This is a genomic window from Nocardia sp. NPDC006630 (genome assembly GCF_040611495.1).
GTDB lineage: Bacteria > Actinomycetota > Actinomycetes > Mycobacteriales > Mycobacteriaceae > Nocardia.
On record NZ_JBEXOK010000001.1, the window covers coordinates 364,247 to 389,334 of the forward strand.

The window sequence follows — 25,088 nt, forward strand, 5'->3', positions numbered from 1 at the left end:
GGCCGGGATCCACACTCGCGACACGGCCACCCATTTCGGTGGATCCCGGCCAAGAGCTTGCCGGGATGACGGAGAGGCTTCAATGAGTACAGCGACAAGAACACCGAGCGCCCGCCGCGACCGCACCCACTGGTTGTACCTGGCCGTCATCCTCGCGGTGCTGGCCGGCATTCTGGTCGGCTGGCTCGCACCGGGTTTCGGCAGATCGGTGGGCGAGCTCGGCACCCTGTTCGTGAATCTGATCAAGATGATGATCTCGCCGGTCATCTTCTGCACCATCGTGCTCGGCATCGGATCGGTGCGCGCGGCGGCCCGGGTCGGCAAGATCGGCGGCATGGCGATCGGGTACTTCCTGATCATGTCGACGGTGGCGCTGGCCATCGGCCTGGTGGTCGGCAATCTGCTGCATCCGGGCAGCGGGCTCGATATCGCCGCACACGCCAAGGAGTCCGTCCAGTACGCGAAGGATGCGCAAAGCGCCGGTGGCACCTGGACTTTCGTCAAGGACATCGTCCCGACCACGCTGGTCTCGGCGCTGACCGGCGGCAAGGTATTGCAGACGCTGTTCGTGGCGCTGCTGGTCGGCTTCGGCATCCAGGCCATGGGCAGCACCGGTGAACCCCTGCTGCGCGGTGTGGCACTGCTGCAGAAGCTGGTGTTCCGCATCCTGACCATGATCCTGTGGCTGGCGCCGATCGGCGCATTCGGCGCCATCGCGAATGTGGTGGCGCGCACCGGACTCGACGCGGTGAAACAGCTCGCACTGCTCATGGTCGCGTTCTATCTCACCTGCGCGGTCTTCGTCTTCGGCATCCTCGGCGTACTGCTGCGCACGGTCGCCGGAGTGTCCATCTTCAAGCTGGTGCGGTACCTGGCCCGCGAATACCTGCTGATCGTGGCGACCTCGTCCTCGGAGTCCGCGCTGCCGCGGCTCATCGCCAAGATGGAGCATCTGGGCGTGGAGCGCACCACGGTGGGAGTTGTTGTGCCGACCGGATATTCGTTCAATCTGGACGGCACCGCCATCTACCTGACCATGGCCACCCTGTTCGTCGCGGACGCCATGCACAAACCGCTGTCCTGGACCGAACAGCTGGGTCTGCTGGTCTTCATGATCGTGGCGTCCAAGGGCGCGGCCGGTGTCACCGGTGCGGGCCTGGCCACGCTCGCCGGCGGGCTGCAGAGCCATCGCCCCGAACTGCTCGACGGCGTCGGCCTGATCGTCGGCATCGACCGCTTCATGTCGGAAGCCCGTGCGGTGACCAACTTCTCGGGCAATGCGGTGGCCACGGTGCTCATCGGGACGTGGACCAAGACCATCGAACCGGCCCGGATGCGCGCCGTGCTCGACCGGCAGCTGCCGTTCGACGAAACCGCCATGGTGGACGACCATCCGGCAACCGCGGGAACCGAAACCCCTACCGCCGCAACGACTGCCGACCCCACCGCCGCACCGGTCGAGAAGACCCCGGTTCCGGCCTGAGCCACCTGAATCCGGACCCGCTGCGACGTAATGCCCTTGCGCCGCAGCGGGTCCGCTGCTGTCGGCGCGGTACCGCGCCGATGCCGATCAGCGCAGTACCGCGCCGATGCTCAGGGTGGCGGCAATGGCATTGGCCAGCTCCGCGCCCTTCACTTCGAAGTGCCGGGAGTAGTAGGTGAGATGTTCGGCGTGCTCGTGGAAGTGGTGCGGGGTGAGCACCGCGGAGAACACCGGCACATCGGTGTCGAGTTGCACCCGCATGAGCGCGTCCACCACCGTCGAGGCCACGAAGTCGTGGCGGTAGATGCCGCCGTCGACCACGAGGGCGCAGGCGGCGATCGCGGCGTACTCGCCACTGGCCGCCAAACGCTTGGCCTGCAAGGGGATTTCGAAGGCGCCGGGCACTTCGATCACATCGACATCCGGATATCCGTGCTCGGCGAGACCGGCGCGGCAGGCGGCCACGGACTTGTTCACGATCTCCGCGTGCCAGCGCGCGGCGACCACGGCGATCCGACCGGCCGTCGAATTGATGGGTGACATGACTATCTCCTGTTCGCGTTGTCACCCAGGGCATGACGACGCGAACGCGCCGACCCGCGCGAGCGGAGCGGCGGAACCGTCGCGTTCTCTTTCATCCGGACTGTGACCGTCGGCTCCGGATTCACACCGGATCTGCTGACCCGAGCGGTCCGTGAACCGCTCGGCGCTCGCGGGCTCGTGCGTACCGGATAGGCCGGACGCCATGACCGCCGGTGGGGATTTCCACCCCGCCCTGAGAACGTCTTACGAATCGGACTCTAGGCGTTCGGCGGGGTGGAATCAATGTGAGCCGGCCCCGATATCCGGTGACCGGTCACCGCAGTCAGCGCAGCAGCACGTCCGCGTCGGCGGGCAATCCGCCCACCGGCCACCAGCGCAGATCGGTGGATTCCGAACTGCGCACGGGGACCGCGTCTTTCGGCGCCTTGATCTTGAACAGCAGATCCAGGTGCCGGGTCGGGACGCCCAGCGAGCAGGTGATCGGATGCGCCTGCGCGCCGTACAGCCCGGGCTCGAGGGTCAGGTCCGCGATCCCCGATTCCTCGGTGGCCTCCCGGAACGCGGCGGCCGCCACCGACTCGTCGGACTCCTCGCAGTGCCCGCCCAGCTGGATCCAGCGACCCACCCGCGGATGCAGCGTCAGCAGCACCTCGGACTCGTCGTGCGAGAGCACGATGGCCGAGGCGGTGATATGCCCCGGCGCATGCTCACGCAGGCAACCGCGCGGCGCGGACCCCAGGAACGCGAGCATGGCCTCCCGCAGCGACTGATCCGGACCCGCTGCCGGAGACCAGGTTTCGAGCAACTCCTGCGCCGACGCGTGCAACGACTCCGCACTCACAGCTCCACCAGTCCGAGGCCCGGCTCGCGTGCCTCGCGGGGTGCGAGTGGCTCGAGTGGGTGACCGATCGCGATGGCGCCCAAGGGATTCCAGTCCTGCGGCAGGCCCAGCACCTCGCGGGTGATCTCGGGGGCGAAGATGGTGGAGCCGATCCAGCAGCTGCCCACCCCCTTGGTGGCGAGCGAGACCAGCAGGCCCTGCACGGCCGCACCGACCGCGACATTGAACATGGTGGATTCATTGGCGCGGCGGCGGGCGTCCGGATAGTCGTGTGCGCCGTCGGGCACACAGAACGGGATGATCACCTCGGGTGCGTCGAACAGGATGCGGCCGCGGCCGACCCGCTTGTCCGCACGCTCCTGCGACAGACCATCGGCGGACAGATCCGCATGCCACTTCTCGGCCATGGCCTCGAGCAGCTGATTCCGCAGGCCGCGCTCGCGCAACCAGACGAACCGGACTGGACGGGTGTGATGCGGGGCCGGCGCGGTGAGCGCCTCGCCCACGGCAGCCCGGATGACGCCGGGATCCACCGGGGTCTCCGCGAATTGCCGCACCGAGCGGCGCATCAGCAGCGCCTGACCACGGCCGAGCTCGATGGCCTCCTCGGTGCCCAGCCAGAACAGATCGTCGACCCCGCGGCGCGGCAGATCCGCCGCGGAGGACCCGTCGTCGGCGTACTCCAGCCCGCGCACCACCGCGACCGGCACCGCGCCGAGCTTGCCCTTCACCAGATCCGCGGCGGCCGCCAGCTCATCGGCGATCGCGACGAGGGTGACGTGCAGCTCATTGCCCTGCCCGTCGATCGCGCCGTCATAGTCGTGCAGCACCCGCAGCCCGGAAGAGCCGATGGCGGCGTCGATCTGGCCGTTGCGCCAGGCGCGCCCCATGGTGTCGGTGATGACCACGGCCACCTGCACGCCGAGGCGTTCGGCCAGCGCCGCGCGCAGGGCCTTCGCACTGGCATCGGGATCGACCGGCAGCAGCACCAATTCGCCCTGCTCGACATTCGACCCGTCCACCCCGGAGGCGGCCTGCACAATGCCGAGCCGGCTCTCGGTGATGAGGGTGCGGTTCTTGCGCGCCAGCACCCGCACGGCCTCCTGCAGCACCAGCTCGCGCCGGGCCGCGTCCCGCGCTTCCGGATCGGCCGGGGCCGCGACGATGCGCCCCTCCACCTTGGACACGATCTTGCTGGTCACCACCAGCACATCGCCGTCCTGCAACCAGGGCGCCTGTGCCGCAATGTGTTCGGCGATATCGTCACCGGGCCGGAATTCCGGCAGGCCGAGGATCGGCCGAATGCTCAGCTCGCCGCCCGCGGCGTGATCGGGCCGCGAGGCGTTCGGTTCGGTACTCACGAATTCACTCCCAGCACTCAAGGTTTCACGCCGGCGATGTCCAGGGCCTCCCGCACCATTTCGGCGGTGGCGGCGGGATCGGACATGAGCAGGGGCACACTGCGGACCTCGACGCCGGGGACGTCGGCGGTATCGGTGCTGTGCACCAGCCACCCGTCCAGAATGCCGGTGGCACTGCGCGCGCCGTAGTAGTTGCCGACCGCTTCGGCGGTGGTCTCCACACCGATGACGGAGAGGCATTCATCGGCCATGCCGCGCAACGGCTTTCCACCGACCACCGGGGACAGGCCGATCACCCTGGCGTCGGTGGTGCGCAGCGCACTGCGAATTCCGGGCACCGCGAGGATGGATCCGACGCTCACAACGGGGTTGGAAGGGGCCAGCAGAACAGCGTCCGCGGCCGCTATGATTTCGGTCACACCGGGGGCGGGTTTTGCTTGGTCTGCCCCAATAGTCACGAATCCATGGGTCTCAACGTTCGCCCGGTAGCGCACCCACCACTCTTGAAAATGGATCGCGCGACGTTCGCCAGGGTTCTCCGGGTCCGCGATAACGACGTGTGTTTCAGACCTGTCGTCGGTGGCGGGCAGCAGCTTCACACCGGGTTGCCACCGGTTGCAGAGAGCCTCGGTCACCGCCGAAAGGGGGTAACCCTGACGCAACATTTCGGTACGAATCAGGTGGGTGGCGATATCGCGATCACCCAGGCCGAACCAATCGGGCTGAGCGTTGTATTTCGCCAGCTCCTCCTTGGCGTTCCAGGTCTCGTTCGCATGGCCCCAGCCGCGTTCGGTATCGATGCCGCCACCCAGCGTGTACATGCAGGTGTCCAAATCCGGGCAGATCCGTAGGCCGTGCATCCAGACGTCGTCGCCGACGTTCACAATGGCCGTTACTTCGGCGCCGGGGACCAGTTCGCGCACGCCCTGCAGGAACCGCGCGCCGCCCACTCCGCCGACCAATACCGCGATCCGCAGACCGGTGCCGGGGGCGGTGTCCGCTTGTTCTCGAGTCACATCCGCACAGCCTATGCGTTTCGGGTGCGAATTTGCCTCACTAGATATTTGCTGTGAATTTGCTGTTTGATCTGCGGATACCTTGCCGAAGCGGGTCGCAGATGGTAACGGAATAGCCTCGGCAGCTTGACCACCACCGCGCCCGGCGTGTCTAATCACAGGCATGTCATTCCGGGTCCGCGCGAGAGCTCAAGGCGCGGACGGCTTTTCGAACATGTGTTCGCATCATCGGAGTGGCGAACAGCTCGGGGATGGCCGCGGGACTACGTCGCGGTGTTGGGCCGTCGGTGGGATCGGTTCCGACGGATTAATCATTCTGCGCTAACACACAGTGAGGAGGCGGAGCGATGGCCGATGAGCTGGCCCCGTCGAATTTTCCAGGCGGTGTATCGCAAACCGATTCCACAGCTGGCGCAGCTCCTGATTTCTGCGCCGACACATGGAACGGACTCGAGGGGGGTGAACCGATGACGATACGGCCGGGGGGCGGACAGTGGGCGCGGGCGCAATACCAGCCCGAACCACCACGCCTGAGCCTGATCGTCACGGGCACTGATGAAGCGTTCGACAGTTTTTCACGCGGCGGTCGCGCGATGACCGAAGCCGAGCAGTGGCAAGAACGGGCGCTCTGCGCTCAGACCGATCCGGAGGCGTTCTTCCCCGAGAAGGGCGGCTCCACCCGCGAGGCCAAGCGCATCTGCATGGGCTGCGAAGTCCGCGACGAATGCCTCGACTACGCCCTCGCCAACGATGAGCGCTTCGGCATCTGGGGCGGCCTCAGCGAACGCGAGCGCCGTCGCCTCAAGCGCGGCATCATCTGAGAGCGCGGAATCCTTTGCCCCGAGGGGTGTTTCACTCCTCGGGCTCGGGGTCGATCACATCCGGGTCGACTCCGAGGTAGGTGGCGATCTGCTGAACGAGAACTTCGCGCAGCAGGTCCACCAGATCGTCCGGATCACCGGCCCGCAGTTCCAGCGGTTTGCGGAACAGCACCACGCGGGCCCGGGTCGCCTGGCCGTAACGGTCCACCCCTGCCGGGATGAGGCGCGACAGGGGCACCGGGCCGTCGGCGACGACCTCGTCCGGCCAGGTCACCGAATCCGGGTGCAGCGGACGAATTTTCGGCACATCGTCCACCGCGATATCCAGCTTGGTGAGCTGATCGTGCCAGCGGCTCTCCAGGGGCGCGAAGGCCTCCAGCACCAACCGGTCGAACTGCTGGCCGCGGGTGCGGCGGGCAGGCACCGTCGGCGGCAGCATCGGCCCGCGCACACCCCGCCCGCGACGGATGACCGACCGCGCGGTGGGCGGTCGCCTCTTACGTGAACGGGTCATGACACGAATCTAGCTCCAATCGATCGGTCGGCCTGCGTCGGCGCGTGTCGCGACTGGAGCGTTGACGGTCCGGATCCGGGTGAGGACCGCCACGTTGAGCGTGTCTGTCCCCGTCGGAGCGCCCGGAGGGTTACCCTGCATGGCGTGATTCCCATGCGTCGTTGCTGCCGTCCAGGTTGCAAGAATCCGGCTGTTGCGACGCTCACCTATGTGTACTCGGACTCGATGGCGGTGGTCGGACCGCTCGTCACCGTCGCCGAACCGCACTCCTGGGATCTGTGCGAAACGCACGCCTCCCGGATCACCGCGCCGAAGGGGTGGGAACTCGTCAAGCACGAGGGCGGGTTTTCCAGCAGCACCCCCGACGACGACGATCTGACCGCACTGGCCGAGGCCGTCCGCGAAGCCGGATTACGCCGCCGCACACCGGAACCTGATCCGCGCGGCTACTCCGACTATCCGCCCTCCCAGCAGCGCCCCAATCGCACCGGCAGACGCGGTCACCTACGTGTCCTACCCGATCCGCCGAACTAGCGCAGCAAAGCTCCGGACATGCGCGGCAACACCGAATTCACCTTGCAGGACACAGCTACTAGTGTGTTCGGCATGACAGAGCCACGCTCCGCCGAGTCCGTAAATGCAGTCATCAAGGCATATGACGTCCGCGGGGTGGTCGGCGAACAAATCGACGCGGCATTCGTCGCGGATGTGGCCTCCGCCTTCGCCCGGCTGATGCGCGCCGAGGGTGCGAAGCAGGTCGTGATCGGCCACGATATGCGCGACTCCTCCCCTGAACTGGCCGCCGCCTTCGCCGAGGGCGTGCTCGCGCAGGGCCTCGATGTGGTCCAGATCGGCCTCGCGTCCACCGACGGGCTGTACTTCGCCTCCGGCCATCTCGAATGCCCTGGCGCCATGTTCACCGCCTCGCACAATCCCGCGAAGTACAACGGCATCAAGATGTGCCGGGCCAAGGCGCTGCCGGTCGGCCAGGACACCGGGCTGCGCACCATCGCCGACGAGGTCATCGCCGGCGTCCCGGCCTACGACGGCCCGCGCGGCACCGCCACCGAACAGGATCTGCTCGCCGCCTATGCGGCCTATCTGCACAAGCTCGTCGATCTGAGCGATTCGCGCCCGCTGCGCATCGCCGTGGACGCGGGCAACGGCATGGGCGGCTTCACGGTGCCCGCCGTGCTGGGCACGCTGCCGCAGTACATCATCGAGCCGCTGTACTTCGAGCTCGACGGCAATTTCCCCAATCACGAAGCCAATCCCCTGGATCCGAAGAATCTGGTCGATCTGCAGGACTACGTCCGCAAGACCGGCGCCGATATCGGCCTGGCCTTCGACGGCGATGCCGACCGGTGCTTCGTGGTGGACGAGAAGGGCGCTCCGGTGTCGCCGTCCGCCATCACCGGTCTGGTCGCCGAGCGCGAACTGATCAAGGAGCCGGGCGCGACCATCATCCACAATCTGATCACCTCGCATGCGGTGCCGGAGCTGGTCGCCCAGCTCGGCGGCAATGCGGTGCGCACCCGGGTCGGTCACTCGTTCATCAAGCAGCAGATGGCCTCCACCGGCGCGATCTTCGGTGGCGAGCATTCCGCGCACTACTACTTCCGGGACTTCTGGGGCGCCGATTCCGGCATGCTGGCCGCCCTGCACGTGCTGGCCGTACTCGGCGCCAAGGACCGGCCGATGTCCGAACTCGCGTCCGCGTATGCAACGTATGCGGCCTCCGGAGAGATCAACTCCACAGTGGCTGATGCGAAGGAGCGGACCATGGCGGTGCTCGAAGCGTTCGGCGCGCGGGCCCAGTCGGTGGACCGGCTGGACGGCGTGACCGTGCAACTGCCCGACGGCGCCTGGTTCAATCTGCGTGCCTCCAATACCGAACCGCTGCTGCGGCTCAACGTCGAAGCACGATCGCAGGACGAAGTAGACCAACTCGTCACCGAGATCCTGAGCATCGTCCGCGCCTGACTGGAATAGTGGAATCACAGAGCTTGGATTCACCAGCGTCTGGTGACCCGATGAGGGGAGGTGGCAACGCCCGATGATCGCTGGGACACCTGTACTCGACCTCGATGACGTCGCCTCGCTGGAAGCGGCCGATGCCGGGGGGACCTTGCGCAGCGCCGCATCCGGCGGCGCGCTGGTACGCGCGACCGCCGCGGCATTGGCCGAAAACGCGCTGACCCGGCTGACGGATCTAAGACCGCGCAGCCTGGTCATGCTCTCCGGCAGCGGGCGCGCCGCCCGCGCCGCCGCACTGCTGGTGGCCGCCCTCGGGGATCGGACGAGTATGCCGCTGGTGGCGGTCACCTCGATTCCGCCCTGGGTCGGCCCGTTGGATGTGGTGCTCGTCGCGGGCGATGACGCTGGTGATCCGCGCCTGGCCGAGGCCATCGATTTCGCGGTGCGCCGGGGTGCGGAGGTCGTGGTCGCCGCGCCCGACGAGGGACCGCTGCGCGCCGCCGCCGCGGGCCGCGCGACCATGCTGCCACCGCGGGTCCGGGTGCTCGACCACAATCGGCTGCTGCGCTATCTGGCCGTCGGCATCGCGGTGGTGGCCGCGGTCGACCCCGCTCGCACCGGGCCGCTGCTCCCGGAATTGGACGCGCTCGCCGATCTGCTCGATGCCGAGGCGCTGCGGGACGGTCCGCAGCACGAGGCGTTCCACAATCCGGCCAAGACCCTCGCCACCCGTATGCAGCAGCGCAAGCGCATGGTGCTGTCGGGCGATTCGCCCGCCGCCGCGATTCTCGCCGAACACGGCTCCGAAGTGCTGCTGGCCGCCGCCGGGCAGATCACCGCCGCTGCCAACCTTGCGGAAACCGTTGCGGCGCATGGTCGACTGGTGGAAGCTGCAGGCGTGTCCGTACCCGGTTTCGATCCGCTCTTCCATGACGAGCAATTGGACGGCCCGGCCCCGGTGGAGCAGGTGCGGATCTTCGTACTGAGCGCCGACCAGGACCAGGTGGCCGCACGGCGCCGACTGGCGGTCTTCGGCTCCGACGCCGGGCTGGTCGATGTCGACCTGGTGAACGTGGATGCGGAAGCCGCCGCCGTGCATGCGCTCGAAGCCGGTCAGCCGGTGCCGCCCGCGCGCGGTGGTGAGCTGGAACAGCTTGCGGTGCTGTCGCTTCGGCTGGAGATGTCGGCCGCGTATCTGCGACTACTCTCGCGTCCGGCCTCGACCCAGGGACGCTATGACGGGGGACGTTACTAGTGCACGAACTCGTTGGTGCGCTGCGCTCCTACGCCTGGGGCTCGCGCACCGCGCTAGCTCAGCTGTGCGGACGACCGGTTCCTTCCGCGCATCCGGAGGCCGAACTCTGGTTCGGCGCGCACCCCGCCGATCCCGCACAGGTGCGGATCAACGGGCACAGTCAATCGCTGCTGGAGGTGGTCAGCGCCGACCCGCAGCGCGAACTCGGTTCGGTCGCGGGCGAATTCGACGGCCGGCTGCCGTTCCTGCTGAAGATCCTCGCCGCCGAGGAACCGCTGTCGCTGCAGGCGCACCCCAGTCTCGAACAGGCGCGCAACGGTTTCCAGCGCGAGAACCACGCCGGCATCTCCCTCGACTCCCCCATGCGCAACTACCGGGACGAGAACCACAAACCCGAACTCGTGGTGGCGCTGGACCGGTTCGAAGCCCTCGCGGGCTTCCGCGATCCGATGCGCACCGTGCGGCTGCTGCGGGCGCTGGAGGTGCCGGAGCTGGAGCCGTATGCGGGACTGCTGGCCGCACAACCGGATTCGGCCGGGCTGCGCACCCTGTTCACCACCTGGATCGCACTGCCGCAGGCCAGCCTGAGCATGCTGCTGCCCAAGGTGCTGGACGGCTGCGTGCACTACCTGTCCGAACGCGATGCCGGTGCCAATGGTTCGCGCCGGGAATTCACCGCCGAGGTGCGGACCCTGCTGGAACTGGCGGAGGCCTATCCCGGTGATGCCGGAACCCTTGCCGCCCTGCTGCTGAACCGGATCACCCTGGAGCCCGGTGAGGCCCTGTTCCTGGCCGCCGGAAACCTGCACGCGTATCTGCGCGGCGTCGGCGTGGAGATCATGGCCAATTCCGACAATGTGCTGCGCGGCGGGCTCACGCCCAAGCACGTGGATGTGCCGGAACTGCTGCGGGTGCTGGATTTCGAACCCCTGGATCTGCCGATCATCGAGCCGGAGCTGCTGGGTGAGGGTGTTTTCCAGTACCACACGCCCGCACCCGAATTCGCGCTCAGCCGCTATGAGCTGACACCCGGGTCGGAGCCGATTCCGGTGCCGCGCTCCGGGCCCGGCATCGTGCTGTGCACGCACGGCACGGTGCTGCTGTTCCTGGGCGGGCAGAAGCTGCGGGTCGAATGCGGCCATGCAGCCTGGATTTCCGCGGCCGACGGCGATATTCGCGCGCAGGCCATCGGGGATGCGGCGCAACTGTTCTGCGCGACGGTCGACGAGGACTGAACTCCGTCTGGGTAGGCTGTCCCACCAAGCACGTTTTACGACAAAACGGACAACGGTTCGGAGGGACGGCACATTGTCAGCGGGTGGCGGTAAGAAGGCGATCCTGGCGGCGCTCAGCGCCAATGCCGGTATAGCGGTGGCGAAGTTCATCGGCGCGGCCATTACCGGATCGGCGTCCATGCTGGCCGAGGCCGTGCACTCGGTGGCGGACACCTCCAATCAGGGTCTGCTGCTGCTGGGTCAGCGCCGGGCCGCACAGCAGGCCGACCAGCTGCACCCGTTCGGCTACGGCCGCAATCGCTACTTCTACTCGTTCGTCGTCGCGCTGGTGATCTTCGCGCTCGGCTCGGTGTACGCGATCTACGAGGGCATCCACAAGATCGAGCATCCGGAGAAGCTGACCAACCCGTGGGTGGCGGTCGGCATTCTCGGTGTCGCCATCCTGCTGGAGGGCTACAGCTTCACCACCGCCATGCGAGAGTCCAAGCCGCTCAAGGGCGATGCGAGCTGGTGGCGGTTCATCCGCAACTCCCGCAATCCGGAGCTGCCGGTAGTGCTGCTGGAGGACTCCGGCGCACTCATCGGCCTGATCTTCGCCTTCGTCGCCATCAGCCTGACCGAGCTCACCGGCGAACCGGTGTGGGACGGCATCGGCACCCTGGCCATCGGCATCCTGCTCGGCGTCATCGCCGTCATCCTGATCATCGAGATGCAGAGCCTGCTCATCGGTGAGGGCGCCACCCCGGAAGAGGATCGCGCCATTCGCGCCCAGCTCGTCGATGATCAGCGCATCGACAGTCTCATCCATCTGCGCACCCAGTATCTCGGCCCCGAGGAGATGCTGGTGGCCGCCAAGATCGCCATCGTCCCCGGGCTGGAGATCGCCGATATCGCGGCCGCCATCGATGATGCGGAAGCGCGTGTGCGCGCGGCGGTTCCGGCCGCCCGCGTCATCTACCTGGAGCCGGACCTCTACCGCACCCAGCCGGCCTAGGCCCAGCCGAGTCGATCACTGGGTGGAATCGACGACGAAGCTTCGATTCAGACCGAGCAGCACACGGTCCGCGGTGAGCAATCGCAGCATCTCGACCTGTGCCTGCGCGATGATCAGTCGATCGAATGGGTCGTGCCGCACAAGTTCTGGAAATTCGCGAATCCCCTCGGCGTGCTCGCCGGTGACGTCGAGAACGGCCAGGCCCTGTGTACCGATTAACTCGGTGAAGTCGGCCGGGATCTTCAGTTTGCCGAGCATCGCTTTGATGGTCAGCTCCCAAATCGTCGCCGCGGAGACGTACACCTCGGTAGCCGAACTGATCATTCGCCGGGCATGCTCGCCCAGCCGCGGATTGTCGTCGAGCAACCACAGTGCCGTCTGACTATCAAGCAGAAGCATCGGCATCATCCCCATAGAACATCCGCTGAATGTCGGGATCGATGCCGAATGCGCTGTCGTCGTACGCTAATTGGCCCTTGAGACCGCCGAAGGTGACCGGCGTCCCCCCATGTGGAACCAGATCGGCGATGGGCTTGCCCGCCTTGGAAATCACAATGCGTTCCCCCTTTGCCACACGTTCGAGAAGCCGGGATAGGTGTGTCTTGGCCTCATGAATATTTACCTGTGTCATCACCCAAGGATAGTGGACTAAGTCTAGTCCAGTCCACTGCCACCCGGGTGCGATCCGAGCAGTTCCAGCGGGTCGGTGTGGACGCCGAATTCGCGGCGCAGGGCGTGGCGGGCGGCGTAGTAGCCGTTCATGCCGTGCACGCCGGGGCCGGGCGGGGTGGCGGAGGAGCAGAGGTAGACGCCGGGGATCGGGGTGCGGTACGGGTTCCAGCGCGCGGCGGGGCGGAAGACGGTCTGGCGCAGGGTCATTGCGCCGGCGGAGATATCGCCGCCGATGTAGTTGGCATTGTGCGCGGGCATGGTGGCGGCGGTCTGCACATGGGTGGCGAGGACGAGGTCGCGGAAGCCGGGGGCGAAACGTTCCACCTGCGCCGTGATCGCCTCGGTCATATCCCGGGTGGAACCGTTCGGGACGTGCGCGTAGGTGTAGAAGCTGTGCTGCCCGGCGGGCGCCCGGGTGGGGTCGACCACGCCGGGTTGAATGGCGAGCACGTACGGACGATCCGCGTGTTGTCCTGCGGCCACGGCCTTTTCGGCGGCGACCGCCTCGGCGCGGGCGCCGACCAGATGCAGGGTCCCCGCCCGCTCACAACCGCGCGCCTGCCACGGCACCGGCCCGGAGAGCGCGAAATCGACCTTGCAGGCCGCACCGCCGTAGCGGAAGTTCCCCAGCGTCCGGGAGTATCGGCCCGGCAGGCGGTCGGCGGCGATGCGCTGTAGTTCGGCGGGCGCCAGATCGAGCAGAACGGCTCGCACATCACCGAATTCGTCGATGGAATCGATGCGATGCCCGGTGCTGATGCGTCCGCCGTGCCGGCGCAGATCGGCGGCGAGCGCATCGCTGATGGCCTGACTGCCGCCTTTCGGGACAGGCCAGCCGCGCACATGCGCGAGCGTGCCGAGCAGCATGGCGACCCCGGCGCCCGGAATCCCGCGCGGTGGCCGAATGGCATGTGCCGCAATGCCGGTCAGCAGCGCCGGTGCGAGCTCCTCGCGAAAACGCAGATTCCACAGCGGTGTCGACTGTTCGGCGAGGCGGCGGGCGAAGCGCACCCCCACCATCGGGTCGAGCGGTGGGTGCCGCAGATCCGACATTCCGAGGGCGACCAGACCTTCCCAGTCCCGCACCAGCGGTCCGAAGAGCCGCCGCCAGGATCCGCCGTCGCGACCGAGCCCGGCCGCGGTCTGCTCGAGATCACGCCACGCCAGTCCGGCCCGCCCGCCGTCGAGCGGATGCGCATAGGAGACCTGCGGGGCAAGCAGTTCCACCCCGTGCGCGGCCAGATCGAAGGCGCGGAAGAACGGTGACGCCACCGCCATCGGATGCGCACCCGCGCACAGATCGTGCCGGAACCCCGGCAGCGTGACCTCCGCGGTCCGGCAGCCGCCGCCGATCGCGTCCGAGGCCTCGTAGACCTGCACCTCGAGCCCCGCCCGGGCCAGGATCACCGCCGCCGCAAGCCCATTGGGCCCCGATCCGACCACCACCGCGTCAGCCATATTCACAGCCTAGGCGCGGCCGGCGAGCGCCGGCCCGATCGTGACGAAGCCCGCGCCGATCAGTCCACCCGGGGCTCAGTGCACCCACTGGGCAATGAGAACGTCCAGACGCTGACTACGAAAGTCCGGCCGCAGCCGGCCGCCTCGATCCAGTGTGGCCAGACCGTGCAGGGCGCTCCAGGCGACCTCGGTGAAGGTTTCGACATCGTGCGGTGCGGCGAAGGGGGCGAAGGTCAGGGCCAGTTCCTTGAAGGCGTCCTTGAGCGGCTGCCCGGCCTCGTCACCGAATTTCAGATTGGTGCGCAGCAGGAACATGGCGTCGTAGAGCGCGGCATTGTCGCGGGCGAAGGCGAGATAGCCCTCGGCGACCGCGGTCAGGGCTTCCTCCGGCGTGGCGGCGGCTTCTCGGACCGCCCTGGTCGCCACCGCGAATTCGCCGATCCCCTGTTCGGCGACCGCGGTGACAATGGCGTCCTTGCCGGAGAAGTGGCCGTAGAGCACGGGCTGGCTGTACTCGATGGCGTCGGCCAGGCGGCGAATGGTGACCGCGTCCCAGCCTTCGGTTTCGGCCAGTTGGCGGGCGGCATCGATGATCCGCTGATGGCGTTCGGCGCGGTCGCGTTCCTTGCGTGTCTGGATGGCGCTCATAAACAAAACTCTAGCATCGCTAGACAAACTACCCACGCATAATCTAGCGTTGTGCACATCAGTTAGCAGCGCTAGATTTTGGAGCACAGACCATGACCGTGAACCGCATCGCCACCGCCCTGTCCCTCATCGGCGCGGCCTTCATCCTCTACATCGGCATCAGCTACCTCCTCACGCCGCAGACCATCGCCACCGGCTTCGGCCTCCCGGAATGGCCGCACGGCGATGCCGCGGCGTTCATGAATCTCAAGGGCATTCGCGATACCGTCTCCGGCATCCTCATCCTCGCCCTGCTGGCCGCCCGCCAGCGCTTCGCCCTGGGCATCACCATGCTGGTCATGGCTCTCACCCCGATCGGCGACATGATCACCGTGCTGAGCCACCACGGTTCCACCGCAACCGCTTTCGGCGTGCACGGCCTCACCGCCGCACTGGTACTGCTCACCGGAGTCCTGCTGCTCCGCGAGCGTCACACCACCACCCTCACGGCGGCGAGTGTGAGCCCCGTCACGGTGGGATGAATTCGGCGAACCGAGATCGTCTACTCCGATAACCGCACACGAAGGAGCGACACCATGGCGACCACGCCCCACGGCCCGGCCTCGTACTTCCCCTCCATCGAAGCGAAGTACGGCCGCCCCGTCGAAGAATGGTTCGCCCTGCTCCGCGCGACCGGAAGCGCCTCCAACAAAGACCTGGTGAATCTGCTGAAGACCGAGCACAACATGGGTCACGGCCACGCCAACGCCCTGGTTCAGTATCACCTGAACCCGGAGAAGTGGGCCGTCTGAACGATCAGTCCAGCAGACTCGCGAGGAAGCCGATCCGAACCGCCAGCGCCCGCCGGGCCGCTGGCGTTTTCGCGCCCACCGCGTCGTAGTTGTGCGGCAGTCCCGGCCAAAGGTGCGCTTCCACATGGGTTCCCGCCGCCACCAACCGGCGCGCGTAGTCGAGGGCTTCGTCGCGGAAGATATCGAGGTCACCGACCTCGATGAAAGCTCTTGGTAACTCGGCCAATTCGGCCGCCCGCGCCGGGGCCGCGTACGCGGGGACCGCATCGGTGCCCGCGAGATCACCGAGCCGGGCGCGCCACGCGGTGCGATTGAACTCGTAGGTCCAGGTGCTGAAGGGCGCAATCGCCGGATCGGACACGGTATTCCGATCGTCCAGCATCGGGCAGATCAGCATTTGCAGGGCCAGCGCGGGCCCGCTGCGATCCCGCGCCAGCAGTGCGACACCCGCGGCGATACCGCCACCGGCACAGTCGCCCCCGATCCCGATCTGCTCGGGATCGATGCCCAATTCGCCGGCGTGCGCGGCCAACCAGCCCAGCACGGCATAGGTGTCCTGCACGTCCGCCGGATGCGGATGCTCGGGCGCGAGCCGATAGTCGACGGCCACGATCTGAATTCCGGCCTCCGCCGCGTAGTACCGGCACAGCCGGTCGTACCCGTCGAGCGTCCCGGAAATCCCGCCGCCCCCATGCACATACAGCAGCGCCCCCGTCGACACCTCGCCCGCACCGCGGTACACCCGCACCGCAATCTCGTAGCCATCCTCGGCGACCACCGTGCGCTCCAGCACGGTGATCTCCGCCCCGTCCGGTGTGACCACCCCATGCGTCAACCCGTTGATCATGGCCCGTATCTGCAGATATTCCCCCGCATCCACGGCCGGCGACCTGGTCGCCCATCCCTTGACCGCCGCTGCGACTTCCGGATCAGGCCACAATGTCATGACCCCAGTGTTATCACCGCAACACTCCAGACAACATCCGCCCCACCCTTTACGGCGCGCCGCCCACCGGACGGAGGTGGCTCGCCATACGTGAATCGGCCGCCCTCTGTTGAGAGCGGCCGATTCACGGTGTGCTGCTTTATACGTCGGTGGAGAAGCGGATGCCGCCGTCGGGGATGTCCACGCCTGGCCAGACCCGGGCGCCGCGCAGCAGCTCACAGCGTGCACCGATGCTGGCGCCGTCGCCGATCACGCCGTCGCGCACGAGGGCGCGGGGACCGATGCGGGCGCCGAAGCCGACGATCGAACGTTCCACGGTGGCACCGGCTTCCACGCGCGCGCCGTCGAAAAGGATGGCGCCGTCGAGGCGAGCGCCCGCCCCGACCTCGGCGCCGCGGCCGACCACGGTGCCGCCGATGAGCAGCGCGCCGGGAGCCACACCCGCACTGGGGTGCACGAGGGATTCGCCGCGCTGCCCGTGCAGCGCGGGCGAGGGGGCGATGCCGCGCACGAGATCGGCGGAGCCGCGGACGAAGTCCTCGGGGGTGCCCATATCGCGCCAGTACGCGGTATCCACGTGGCCCTGGATGTGCGCGCCCTCGGTGAGCAGCGCCGGGAAGACCTCGCGTTCCACCGAGACCGGGCGGCCCGCCGGAATCTTCTCGATGTATTCGCGGCGGAAGACGTAGCAACCGGCATTGATCTGATCGGTCGGCGGATCCTGGGTCTTCTCCAGGAACGCGGTGACCCGGCCGGTCTCGTCGGTGGGCACGCAGCCGAAGGCCCGCGGATCGCCGACCCGCACCAGGTGCAGGGTGACGTCGGCATTGCTGGCGTGATGGGTTTCCAGCACACCGTTGAGATCGGTGCCGCCGAGCACATCGCCGTTGAACACCATGACGGTGTCGGCCCGCAGTTTCGGCAGCACATTGCGAATACCGCCGCCGGTGCCCAGCGCCTCGGTCTCGGTCACGTACTCGAGGTCGAGCCCGAGCTCGGAACCGTCACCGAAGTGATCCTCGAACACCTCCGCCTTGTAGGAGGTGCCGAGGACGACGTGCGTGATGCCGGCCGCGGCGATGCGGGCCAGCAGATGCTGCAGGAACGGCAGACCGGCCGTCGGCAACATCGGTTTGGGAGCGGACAGGGTCAGTGGCCGCAGGCGGGTGCCCTGGCCTCCGACCAGGATTACCGCATCCGTCGACCCGGCAGTACTGCCGCTGTTCGCCATTCTCTCCCCTGTTGTCGGGTGGTCAGTTGGTCGCGCCCGCGTTCTCGGCGTGCAGAGCATCGCGTTCGCGCAGTGCGGATCGAACCGCAAGCCTGCAGCGGATCGCAAGTCCGGCCTTCAGCGCGACCCGCAGCGGAGCCTGCCACCAGTGTGGATGCCGATCTGCCTGGAACCGGTAGGCGCTGGCGTGGTGGGCCGGCAGCATGGTCTCCGGATGGCGTCCGGCGGCATGTCCCTTGGCGTGCGTGACCTCCGCGGACGGCACGAAAACATTGTGCCAGCCCGCCTTGCCCATGCGATCACCGAAGTCCACATCCTCCATGTACATGAAGTATCGGGAGTCGAATCCGTCGATGGCGTCGAAGGCGGCGCGGCGTACCAGCAGGCAGGAACCCGACAGCCAGCCGACGGTGCGCTCGGAGATCTGCTCGTTCTCCTGCCGGTACCGCCGGGTCCAGGGGTTGCCGGGCCAGACCGTGCCGAGGATGGCGTGCCCGGCGCCGTCGGCCAGGCCGGGCACCGAACGCGCGGACGGGTAGAGGCTGCCGTCCGGTTCCAGCACCTTGGGGCCCAGGGCGCCGGCGCGGGGCCAGCGACGGGCGGCGGCCAGCAGTTCATCTATCGAATCGGTACCCCAGCGGATATCGGGGTTGACGATGATGATGAATTCGATGTCCGGGTCGATTTCGGTGACAGCGCGATTGATGGCGCCGCCGTAGCCGATATTGCCGCCGGTGCGCAGCAGCCGGACATTGGCGTTGGCTTCGGCGACCAGCTCCGGCACGCCGTCCACCGAGCCGTTGTCGGCGAGGATGACCTGCGGCTTCTCGCCGGTCGCGGTGGCTAGCGTGCTGATGAAGTGTTCGAGGTGTTCACCGGGCGAGTAGGTCACCGTGACGACGGCCAGTGACGGTCGTCCGACAGAATCCGAGGGGCTCACGGGCGCTCAGCCTAGTCGGAGATGGAAGTGAGTGCGTCGTCCAGCGCCCGCTCCCATTCCCGCAGGGGGCTGAGCCCGGCCGATACCCACGTTTTGCCCGAAAGGACCGAATATGCCGGGCGCGGAGCGGGTCTCGGGAAATCCGCGGTGCCGCAGGGCAGTACACGCTCCGGATCGGCGCCGAGGCCGGCGAATACGGCACGCGCCAGCTCGAACCAGCTGGCCTGTCCGGCATTGGTGGCGTGCAGAATTCGCGGGATCGCGCGCCGCCCCGCCGCATCCGGGGAGTCCGGCCGCGTCGAATCCGGCAGCCGCCCAGCCAGCTCCAGCAGCCCCGCGGCCAGATCCGGTGCGTACGTGGGCGATCCGATCTGGTCCGCGACCACCGTGACGGTGTCCCGTTCGCGCTCGAGCCTGCGCATGGTCGCGACGAAGTCGGAACCCTCGCCGGTGTAGACCCAGGCGGTGCGGACGATCCGCGAATCCGGAGCGAGATCGAGTACGGCCTGCTCGCCAGCTAATTTGGAGCGACCGTAAACGGTGGTGGGACCGGCGAGATCGTTCGGCTCGTACGGACGGTCGGCAGTGCCCGGAAAAATGTAATCGGTGGAGACGTGCACCAGGTCCGCGCCGATCGCGGCGCAGACCGCGGCGAGCACGGCAGGACCACTCGCATTCACCGCGAATGCCGCATCCACGTCGGTCTCGGCCTGATCCACCGCGGTGTAGGCCGCGCAGTTGAGCACCACATCACCCGGATTCAGTACGGCGCGAACCGCTTCCAGATCGGTGATGTCGAGCTCATCGCGGCCGTAGCCGCGGGCGCCGGGCGCCAGGCGCAGCAGCGCCCGGCCCAACTGTCCCCGCGCACCCGTCACCACGAGCCGCTCGGAGACGGGATCCAGGGAGGCAGAAGTCACGGCGGTCAGTGTGGCATGCCGGACAGTGGTCCCGCACCTCCGTCTCCACCTGCGGTAATGCCCTGCCCACCGGCAATGCGGCACGACTCACTGAGTGTCGGCTACACGGACATGTCCGGCCGCGCGTCTAGCCTGCCTATGGGGGTATTCCAACGACGCCACCCCGATTGCGGGGTGTGGTCGGCCGAACACTGGAGAGGAAGCAGGGGTTGCCGGACAGCACGAGAGCATCCGCACCGCTATCTTCGCGCCGCCCAGCGGCGCGGGGGTCGTGGGCGGCGCGGCACCGCGCGAATCCGCTGCGCGCGTTCGCGGCCGCGGCGGCGGCGCTGGTGCTGGTGGTGACCGGGATGGGCTGGCACAGCGTGGATCAGCTGGTGTCGAGCATCGAGCGGATCAGCGATCTGGGCCTGGGTGGGGGCTCGGACGGCGCGGTGGACATTCTCATGGTCGGCATCGACGCCCGCACCGACGCGCACGGCAATCCGCTCTCCGCGGATGAGCGAGCCATGCTGCACGCGGGTGATGAGGTGGGCCTCAATACCGACACCATCGTCTTGATCCGGGTGCCCAACAATGGCCAATCGGCAACGGCCATCTCGATTCCCCGCGATTCCTATGTGGACATTCCCGGCCTGGGCATGGGCAAGATCAACTCCGCCTTCGGTGTCACGAAGTTCACCGAGCAGCAGAAGCTCATCGACAAGGGCGTCGATCCCGCCGAGGCGGAGACCCGCTCCACCCTCGCCGGACGGCAGGCGCTGATCAAGGCGGTCGCCAACCTGACCGGTATCACCGTCGATCACTACGCCGAGGTCGGTCTGCTCGGTTTCGTCCTGCTCACCGATGCCGTCGGCGGAGTCGATGTCTGCCTGAACGCTCCTGTGTACGAGCCGATGTCCGGCGCCGACTTCCCGGCGGGACCGCAGAAGCTCAATGGCCCGGAGGCTTTGAGCTTCGTGCGCCAGCGGCACGAACTGCCGCGCGGCGATCTCGATCGCATCGTGCGCCAGCAGGTGTACATGGCGCAGCTGGTGCATCAGGTGCTCAGCGCCAAGGTGCTCACCAATCCCGGCCGGCTGAAGGATCTCAGTGATGCGGTGGGCCGCACCATCGTGCTCGACGACGGCTGGGATGTGCTGTCGTTCCTGCACGAGCTGCAGGACCTGTCCGCGGGGCAGGTGAAGTTCGAGACCGTTCCGGTCAAGGATCTGAACGGCTGGACCGAGAACGGCGAATCGGTGGTGCGCGTCGATCCGGTCGCGGTGCAGAAGTATGTCGCCAAGACCATCGACGGTGATCCGCCGGAGACGACGGGCGGTGTCGATCCGTCGACTGTCACCGTCGATCTCTACAACGCCAGCGGTACCGGCGGGCTGGCCGGGCAGGTCGGGCAGGCGCTGGCGGGCAAGGGTTTCCACACCGGCACGGTGGACAATTGGATCGGCGGGCCGGTGCAGAGCAGCCGGGTGCTGGCGGGCAGCAGCAGCGATGCGAACGCGCGCGCGGTGGCCGGGGTGCTGGGCGGACTCCCGGTCATCAAGCAGGACGGTATGGCGGAGGGGGCGGTTCGGGTGGTGCTGGCCGGTGACTACGCTGGTCCCGGTTCGGCGACCGGCGGCCAGCTGGACTTCACGAGCACCTCGAGCACCATGACGCCGGTCCCGCCGGCTCCACCCATCGATGCCGGTAAGAACGGACCGAAATGCGTGAACTGACCGAGACCCTCACCGAAGCGGTACTCGACCCCATCCTCGCCCGCGATCCCGCGGGCCCGCGCATCACCTATTACGACGACGCCACCGGCGCCCGGATCGAGCTCTCGGGGCTGACGCTGACCAACTGGGCGGCCAAGACCGCCAATATGATTCGCGACGAATTCGGCCTCTCCCGCGGTTCACGGGTGGCGGTGCTGCTGCCCGCGCACTGGCAGACCGCCGCGGTCCTGCTCGGCTGCTGGTGGGCCGGTGTCGAGGTGGTGCTGCACGCGGACCCGGATGCCGAGCTGGCGCTGGTGACCGCCGATCGCATCGACGAGGCGGGCGATATTCCGGAGGTGGCCGCGCTGTCCCTGGATCCGATGGGCCTGCCGGTCCGCGAGTTGCCGATCGGCGTCACCGATTACGCGACCGCGGTGCGGGTGCACGGTGATCAGTTCCGCCCGAGCGGCATCGGCTGCGCACTGGACGGAATGTCGGTGTCGGAGGTGTTCGAGGAGGCGCGGAAGTCGGCCTCCCGCCAGGGTTTCACCGCCGAGGACCGGGTGCTGTCGAGTGCGTCGTGGGAAACCCCGGCCGAATTGATCGACGGACTGGTCGCCGTATTGGCCTCGGGCGCATCGTTGGTGCAGGTCGCCCACCCTGACCCGGCCACCCGCGAGCGCCGCATCGCCTCGGAAAAAGTGACCGCCCAGCGTTCCTGACTCCTGCCACGGTAGGAGGTGTAGTTCCCCCTTCGGGACCTTTTTCACCACAGCGGATTTCCGTACGGTGGAACTACCCGACGACAAGGGAGTCAGCGATGATGAGCCCGCGGTACTGGTTTCGATGGATTGTGGAGCAGGCGACGCCGCGGTATGTGATACGCGTGCAGGCCCGGCGCGGTGATCCGTTCGCGCGACTGGTCGGCAGCGCCGACGGGCTACGGGATCCGTACCCGTACCTCGAGGAGCTGCGGGGGCGCGGACGGCTGGTGCGCAGTCCGATCGCCTGGGCCACCGCGGACTACGAGCTGAGCCGGGCCATTCTGCGGGACAATCGGTTCGGCATCTTCGGCGCACAGGGCTTCGAGATGCCGTCGGCGGCGCGGCGGCGAATCGACGCGGCGCCGCTGCCGGCGAATCCGGTGCAGCCGCCGTCCATGCTGGTGCTCGATCCGCCGGAGCACACCCGCATGCGCAAATCGGTCTCGGCGGCGTTCACCCCGCGGGCCATCGGCCGATTGCGCGATCGGGTGGAATCGGTGACCGCCGAATTGCTCGAGGCGCTGCCCGCCGACGGTTCCGCCGATCTGATCGAGAACTACGCCGCGCAGGTGCCGATCGCCATCATCGCCGAAATGCTGGGCTTCCCACGCGAATCCAGTGCGCAGTTCCTGCAGTGGGGTGATGCGGCGAGCCCGCTGCTGGACTTCGGCATCTCCTGGCGCACCTGGCGGCATGCCGCGACCGCCATGTTCGATATGGACGAATATTTGGATCGGCACCTCGCCCAGCTGCGCAAGGAACCGGGCGATGACATCCTGAGCAGTCTTGTCACCGCGGGCGATCTCGACAACGAGGAGCTCAAGGCCACCGCGAGCCTGCTCATGGGCGCTGGCTTCGAGACCACCGTGAACCTCATCGGCAATGGTGTGGTGCAACTGCTGGCGCATCCGGAACAACTGGCACGGCTGCGCGCGGAACCGGAGCTGTGGCCGCAAGCGGTCGAGGAGGTACTGCGCTTCGACGCACCGGTGCAGATCACCGCGCGCACCGCCCTGTGCGATATCGAGATCGCCGGCGTCACCCTGCGCAAGGGCAGCGTGGTCGTCACCTCGCTGGCGGGCGCCAACCGTGATCCCAAGATGTTCGAGAATCCGGATCGCTTCGATATCACGCGCCCGAATGCCAAGGACCACTTGAGCTTTTCCAGCGGTATCCACACCTGCCTGGGCGCGAGCCTGGCACGCATGGAAGCCACCTACGCGCTGCGCGCGCTCTTCGACCGCTTCCCGGAAATGTCACTGGCGGGCGCCCCGGAGCGGCGGCCGCTGTTCACCCTGCACGGCTATTCGCGTATGCCCGCGAATCTCGGGAAGCGGGCGACCGCAGCGGTCTGAGCAGCGGGGCACCTGGATCCACTGCACAGCAGCGGGATTCACTGCGGCGGTGCGGGATCCACCGCGGCAGTGGATCCCGTACCGCTCTCAGTAGAAGCCGACGACCTGGTCGCCCCAGACCGAATTGCGGTCACGGTCAGGGTCATCGACGATGCGGTCGGCATTGTCGATGACCAGCGTATTGCGCGTGGCCGCCGTATAGGGCGGCCAGTGCTTGGATCCGTCCAGCGCCGCGGGCACCCCGTGCGCGCCGAATGCCGTCCAGCGCCGGATCATTCGGCCCGAGACCTCCTGCGCGACCTTGCGCCCGCCGAGCCAGAACGTCGGATCGTGTTCGAAGGAACCGAAATTGCCGAAGACATAGGGCAGTTCGGTGGCATGACCGGCGCCCACCCGGGCCGCCTTCAACATCGGGGTGGCGTGGTCGAAGCGGTACACCCAGGTCGGTGAATGCGCGGAGTGCGCCTCCGCCACCCAGCGCGCGGGCATGCGGAAGGCGGCATCGGTCGACATGGTCAGCGCCCCGCGCGGGGTGCTGACGGTATAGGCGGAGGCGATCTCGGCTATCCGCTCCGGCGACAGTCCGGGATGCTCGGCGGCCACCCCGAACAGCATGGCGTTCACCGCCTCGGGCGTGACCGGCATGATGGGCGAGCGAAAGAGCCGGAACATCGACGCCTCGTCCTTATTGGTGCCGATGATCAACGGCACCCGGTGCGAGCGGCCCTGCTGGAAACGTTCGGACGGATAACCGGGCAGCACCTCGCCGTCCACCACCGGCACCGCGGCCAGGCGGCCCGGCTCCTTGGACGGCACCTCGTCGAAGAGAATGCCCGCCGCGCTGACGATCTGCTCGATGGGCAGGTGCAGCAGTTCGACGGCCCGCTCCGGCGGCAATTCCAGCAGCTCGAGGTAGCGCCGGGCCACCCCGGCGGCCCGCTCCGGCCCGAAAACCGTAGTGGCGGGCGGTGATTGGGCAATGGCCCGATGGAACAGCCCGGCCGAGAGCGGTGAGGTCAGCAGCGCGGTCACGCAGCCCGCGCCGGAGGATTCGCCGAAGAGGGTCACACTGCCCGGATCGCCGCCGAAGGCCGCGATATTGTCGCGCACCCACTCCAGGGCGAGGATCTGATCGCGCAGGCCCAGATTGGTGGTGAACTCCGAGCCCAGCGCGGACAGGTCCAGGAAGCCGAGCGCGCCCAGCCGGTAGTTCACGCTGACCACGATCAGATCGCCGACCTCGGCCAGCCGGTGCCCGTCGTAGATGGCCTGCGCCGCGGTGCCCAGGCAGAACGCACCGCCGTGCAGCCACACCATGACCGGCCGGGGTTCCTCGCTGGGGGTGGCCGGCGCCCACACATTGAGCCAGAGACAGTCCTCGCCCATATGCAGTCCGGAATCCACCGGTACGAAGCCCGCGCTCTGCGGTGCGATATCGCCGAATTCGAGGCAATCGCGCACCCCCTCCCAGCGTTCGGCCGGTTGCGGAGGCCGGAACCGGTTCGGACCGGCCGTGCTCGCGGCGTACGGAACACCGCGCCAGACGTCGATCGAGCCCTGCCGGCGACCACGGACATCGCCGTATTCGGTGCGTGCGATCGGCTGGGTGCCCTCGTCCGGCAA

26 protein-coding genes and 1 riboswitch are annotated in these 25,088 nt (G+C 67.7%); of the genes, 12 read left to right on the forward strand and 14 right to left on the reverse strand.

The window, feature by feature from the left end:
* Window positions 1–82 precede the first annotated feature (82 nt).
* A complete protein-coding gene (locus ABZX86_RS01680; protein ID WP_355118964.1) occupies window positions 83–1,483 on the forward strand; it encodes a cation:dicarboxylase symporter family transporter in 1,401 nt (466 codons plus the stop codon).
* A gap of 87 nt (window positions 1,484–1,570) precedes the next feature.
* Here ABZX86_RS01680 and ABZX86_RS01685 read toward each other — a convergent pair whose 3' ends face one another.
* The 4 genes from ABZX86_RS01685 to cofD all read right to left on the reverse strand — a co-directional run bounded on the left by ABZX86_RS01685 (window position 1,571) and on the right by cofD (window position 5,205).
* Window positions 1,571–2,026: a 6,7-dimethyl-8-ribityllumazine synthase gene (locus tag ABZX86_RS01685; protein WP_355118966.1), complete on the reverse strand. Its 456-nt coding sequence runs from the start codon at window positions 2,024–2,026 to the stop codon at window positions 1,571–1,573.
* 79 nt (window positions 2,027–2,105) lie between these two features.
* Window positions 2,106–2,270, reverse strand: a riboswitch (FMN riboswitch).
* A gap of 78 nt (window positions 2,271–2,348) precedes the next feature.
* Window positions 2,349–2,867, reverse strand: a complete 519-nt coding sequence (locus ABZX86_RS01690) for an NUDIX domain-containing protein (protein WP_355118968.1) — start codon at window positions 2,865–2,867, stop codon at window positions 2,349–2,351.
* On the reverse strand, window positions 2,864–4,228 hold the full coding sequence (locus tag ABZX86_RS01695; RefSeq protein ID WP_355118970.1) for a coenzyme F420-0:L-glutamate ligase: 1,365 nt from the start codon (window positions 4,226–4,228) through the stop codon (window positions 2,864–2,866). The genes ABZX86_RS01690 and ABZX86_RS01695 overlap by 4 nt, the downstream gene beginning before the upstream one ends.
* 17 nt (window positions 4,229–4,245) lie before the next feature.
* Window positions 4,246–5,205, reverse strand: a complete 960-nt coding sequence (gene cofD, locus ABZX86_RS01700; protein WP_327146704.1) for a 2-phospho-L-lactate transferase — start codon at window positions 5,203–5,205, stop codon at window positions 4,246–4,248.
* 632 nt (window positions 5,206–5,837) lie between these two features.
* Here cofD and ABZX86_RS01705 point away from each other — a divergent pair.
* A complete protein-coding gene (locus tag ABZX86_RS01705) occupies window positions 5,838–6,065 on the forward strand; it encodes a WhiB family transcriptional regulator (protein ID WP_297616836.1) in 228 nt (75 codons plus the stop codon).
* Window positions 6,066–6,096: 31 nt separating this feature from the next.
* Here ABZX86_RS01705 and ABZX86_RS01710 read toward each other — a convergent pair whose 3' ends face one another.
* Window positions 6,097–6,579 (reverse strand): metallopeptidase family protein, encoded by a 483-nt coding sequence (locus ABZX86_RS01710; protein ID WP_297616778.1) that lies wholly within the window; start codon window positions 6,577–6,579, stop codon window positions 6,097–6,099.
* 144 nt (window positions 6,580–6,723) lie between these two features.
* Here ABZX86_RS01710 and ABZX86_RS01715 point away from each other — a divergent pair, with 144 nt between their 5' ends.
* The 5 genes from ABZX86_RS01715 (at window position 6,724) to ABZX86_RS01735 (ending at window position 12,040) form a co-directional block, all read left to right on the forward strand.
* The gene (locus ABZX86_RS01715; RefSeq protein ID WP_297616775.1) at window positions 6,724–7,113 is read left to right on the forward strand and encodes a DUF3499 domain-containing protein; all 390 of its coding nucleotides are present in this window, start codon (window positions 6,724–6,726) and stop codon (window positions 7,111–7,113) included.
* A gap of 72 nt (window positions 7,114–7,185) precedes the next feature.
* Window positions 7,186–8,562, forward strand: coding sequence for a phosphomannomutase/phosphoglucomutase (locus tag ABZX86_RS01720; RefSeq protein ID WP_355118972.1), 1,377 nt, complete (start codon window positions 7,186–7,188; stop codon window positions 8,560–8,562).
* A 73-nt stretch (window positions 8,563–8,635) separates the two neighbouring features.
* Window positions 8,636–9,811: a tobH protein gene (locus ABZX86_RS01725; RefSeq protein WP_355118974.1), complete on the forward strand. Its 1,176-nt coding sequence runs from the start codon at window positions 8,636–8,638 to the stop codon at window positions 9,809–9,811.
* Window positions 9,811–11,046, forward strand: coding sequence for a mannose-6-phosphate isomerase, class I (gene manA, locus ABZX86_RS01730; protein WP_355118976.1), 1,236 nt, complete (start codon window positions 9,811–9,813; stop codon window positions 11,044–11,046). Before ABZX86_RS01725 ends, manA begins: the two co-directional genes overlap by 1 nt.
* A gap of 73 nt (window positions 11,047–11,119) precedes the next feature.
* A complete protein-coding gene (locus ABZX86_RS01735; RefSeq protein ID WP_355118978.1) occupies window positions 11,120–12,040 on the forward strand; it encodes a cation diffusion facilitator family transporter in 921 nt (306 codons plus the stop codon).
* 15 nt (window positions 12,041–12,055) lie between these two features.
* Here the strand turns inward: ABZX86_RS01735 and ABZX86_RS01740 are convergent, their stop codons facing one another.
* From ABZX86_RS01740 to ABZX86_RS01755, 4 genes are all read right to left on the reverse strand, one after another.
* Window positions 12,056–12,454: a type II toxin-antitoxin system VapC family toxin gene (locus tag ABZX86_RS01740; RefSeq protein WP_355118980.1), complete on the reverse strand. Its 399-nt coding sequence runs from the start codon at window positions 12,452–12,454 to the stop codon at window positions 12,056–12,058.
* Window positions 12,426–12,671, reverse strand: coding sequence for a type II toxin-antitoxin system Phd/YefM family antitoxin (locus ABZX86_RS01745; protein WP_297616757.1), 246 nt, complete (start codon window positions 12,669–12,671; stop codon window positions 12,426–12,428). The genes ABZX86_RS01740 and ABZX86_RS01745 overlap by 29 nt, the downstream gene beginning before the upstream one ends.
* A gap of 23 nt (window positions 12,672–12,694) precedes the next feature.
* The gene (locus ABZX86_RS01750) at window positions 12,695–14,170 is read right to left on the reverse strand and encodes an NAD(P)/FAD-dependent oxidoreductase (protein WP_355118983.1); all 1,476 of its coding nucleotides are present in this window, start codon (window positions 14,168–14,170) and stop codon (window positions 12,695–12,697) included.
* A 75-nt stretch (window positions 14,171–14,245) separates the two neighbouring features.
* Window positions 14,246–14,818, reverse strand: coding sequence for a TetR/AcrR family transcriptional regulator (locus ABZX86_RS01755; RefSeq protein ID WP_355118985.1), 573 nt, complete (start codon window positions 14,816–14,818; stop codon window positions 14,246–14,248).
* A 92-nt stretch (window positions 14,819–14,910) separates the two neighbouring features.
* Between ABZX86_RS01755 and ABZX86_RS01760 the strand changes: the two genes are divergently transcribed.
* Both ABZX86_RS01760 and ABZX86_RS01765 read left to right on the forward strand, forming a co-directional pair.
* A complete protein-coding gene (locus ABZX86_RS01760) occupies window positions 14,911–15,339 on the forward strand; it encodes a DUF4267 domain-containing protein (protein ID WP_355118987.1) in 429 nt (142 codons plus the stop codon).
* Between the two features lie 54 nt (window positions 15,340–15,393).
* Complete coding sequence (locus tag ABZX86_RS01765; protein WP_327141853.1) at window positions 15,394–15,609, forward strand: DUF4287 domain-containing protein; 216 nt, start codon at window positions 15,394–15,396, stop codon at window positions 15,607–15,609.
* Window positions 15,610–15,613: 4 nt separating this feature from the next.
* On the opposite strand, the gene ABZX86_RS01770 is transcribed toward ABZX86_RS01765, so the two are convergent.
* The 4 genes from ABZX86_RS01770 to rfbD form a co-directional block, all read right to left on the reverse strand.
* Window positions 15,614–16,555, reverse strand: coding sequence for an alpha/beta hydrolase (locus ABZX86_RS01770; RefSeq protein WP_355118990.1), 942 nt, complete (start codon window positions 16,553–16,555; stop codon window positions 15,614–15,616).
* A gap of 139 nt (window positions 16,556–16,694) precedes the next feature.
* A complete protein-coding gene (locus ABZX86_RS01775) occupies window positions 16,695–17,786 on the reverse strand; it encodes an NDP-sugar synthase (RefSeq protein WP_355118992.1) in 1,092 nt (363 codons plus the stop codon).
* Window positions 17,787–17,808: 22 nt separating this feature from the next.
* Window positions 17,809–18,726: a glycosyltransferase family 2 protein gene (locus ABZX86_RS01780; protein WP_355118993.1), complete on the reverse strand. Its 918-nt coding sequence runs from the start codon at window positions 18,724–18,726 to the stop codon at window positions 17,809–17,811.
* An 11-nt stretch (window positions 18,727–18,737) separates the two neighbouring features.
* On the reverse strand, window positions 18,738–19,646 hold the full coding sequence (gene rfbD / locus ABZX86_RS01785; RefSeq protein ID WP_355118995.1) for a dTDP-4-dehydrorhamnose reductase: 909 nt from the start codon (window positions 19,644–19,646) through the stop codon (window positions 18,738–18,740).
* Window positions 19,647–19,996: 350 nt separating this feature from the next.
* Between rfbD and ABZX86_RS01790 the strand changes: the two genes are divergently transcribed.
* The 3 genes from ABZX86_RS01790 to ABZX86_RS01800 all read left to right on the forward strand — a co-directional run bounded on the left by ABZX86_RS01790 (window position 19,997) and on the right by ABZX86_RS01800 (window position 23,465).
* Window positions 19,997–21,364: an LCP family protein gene (locus ABZX86_RS01790; RefSeq protein WP_355119804.1), complete on the forward strand. Its 1,368-nt coding sequence runs from the start codon at window positions 19,997–19,999 to the stop codon at window positions 21,362–21,364.
* Entirely contained in the window at window positions 21,352–22,068 is a 717-nt protein-coding gene (locus ABZX86_RS01795) for a TIGR03089 family protein (RefSeq protein ID WP_355118997.1), read from the forward strand. The genes ABZX86_RS01790 and ABZX86_RS01795 overlap by 13 nt, the downstream gene beginning before the upstream one ends.
* A 98-nt stretch (window positions 22,069–22,166) precedes the next feature.
* The gene (locus ABZX86_RS01800; protein WP_355118999.1) at window positions 22,167–23,465 is read left to right on the forward strand and encodes a cytochrome P450; all 1,299 of its coding nucleotides are present in this window, start codon (window positions 22,167–22,169) and stop codon (window positions 23,463–23,465) included.
* Window positions 23,466–23,552: 87 nt separating this feature from the next.
* Here the strand turns inward: ABZX86_RS01800 and ABZX86_RS01805 are convergent, their stop codons facing one another.
* Complete coding sequence (locus tag ABZX86_RS01805) at window positions 23,553–25,064, reverse strand: carboxylesterase/lipase family protein (RefSeq protein WP_355119806.1); 1,512 nt, start codon at window positions 25,062–25,064, stop codon at window positions 23,553–23,555.
* Between the last annotated feature and the right edge of the window lie 24 nt (window positions 25,065–25,088).

Coding starts and splice junctions, on each gene's coding strand:
- ABZX86_RS01680 (WP_355118964.1), top strand. CDS start 83: ATGAGTACAGCGACAAGAACACCGAGCGCCCGCCGCGACCGCACCCAC.
- ABZX86_RS01685 (WP_355118966.1), bottom strand. CDS start 2,026: ATGTCACCCATCAATTCGACGGCCGGTCGGATCGCCGTGGTCGCCGCG.
- ABZX86_RS01705 (WP_297616836.1), top strand. CDS start 5,838: ATGACCGAAGCCGAGCAGTGGCAAGAACGGGCGCTCTGCGCTCAGACC.
- ABZX86_RS01710 (WP_297616778.1), bottom strand. CDS start 6,579: ATGACCCGTTCACGTAAGAGGCGACCGCCCACCGCGCGGTCGGTCATC.
- ABZX86_RS01720 (WP_355118972.1), top strand. CDS start 7,186: ATGACAGAGCCACGCTCCGCCGAGTCCGTAAATGCAGTCATCAAGGCA.
- ABZX86_RS01725 (WP_355118974.1), top strand. CDS start 8,636: ATGATCGCTGGGACACCTGTACTCGACCTCGATGACGTCGCCTCGCTG.
- ABZX86_RS01740 (WP_355118980.1), bottom strand. CDS start 12,454: ATGGGGATGATGCCGATGCTTCTGCTTGATAGTCAGACGGCACTGTGG.
- ABZX86_RS01745 (WP_297616757.1), bottom strand. CDS start 12,671: ATGACACAGGTAAATATTCATGAGGCCAAGACACACCTATCCCGGCTT.
- ABZX86_RS01750 (WP_355118983.1), bottom strand. CDS start 14,170: ATGGCTGACGCGGTGGTGGTCGGATCGGGGCCCAATGGGCTTGCGGCG.
- ABZX86_RS01755 (WP_355118985.1), bottom strand. CDS start 14,818: ATGAGCGCCATCCAGACACGCAAGGAACGCGACCGCGCCGAACGCCAT.
- ABZX86_RS01760 (WP_355118987.1), top strand. CDS start 14,911: ATGACCGTGAACCGCATCGCCACCGCCCTGTCCCTCATCGGCGCGGCC.
- ABZX86_RS01765 (WP_327141853.1), top strand. CDS start 15,394: ATGGCGACCACGCCCCACGGCCCGGCCTCGTACTTCCCCTCCATCGAA.
- ABZX86_RS01770 (WP_355118990.1), bottom strand. CDS start 16,555: ATGACATTGTGGCCTGATCCGGAAGTCGCAGCGGCGGTCAAGGGATGG.
- ABZX86_RS01775 (WP_355118992.1), bottom strand. CDS start 17,786: ATGGCGAACAGCGGCAGTACTGCCGGGTCGACGGATGCGGTAATCCTG.
- ABZX86_RS01790 (WP_355119804.1), top strand. CDS start 19,997: ATGGGCTGGCACAGCGTGGATCAGCTGGTGTCGAGCATCGAGCGGATC.
- ABZX86_RS01795 (WP_355118997.1), top strand. CDS start 21,352: ATGCGTGAACTGACCGAGACCCTCACCGAAGCGGTACTCGACCCCATC.
- ABZX86_RS01800 (WP_355118999.1), top strand. CDS start 22,167: ATGATGAGCCCGCGGTACTGGTTTCGATGGATTGTGGAGCAGGCGACG.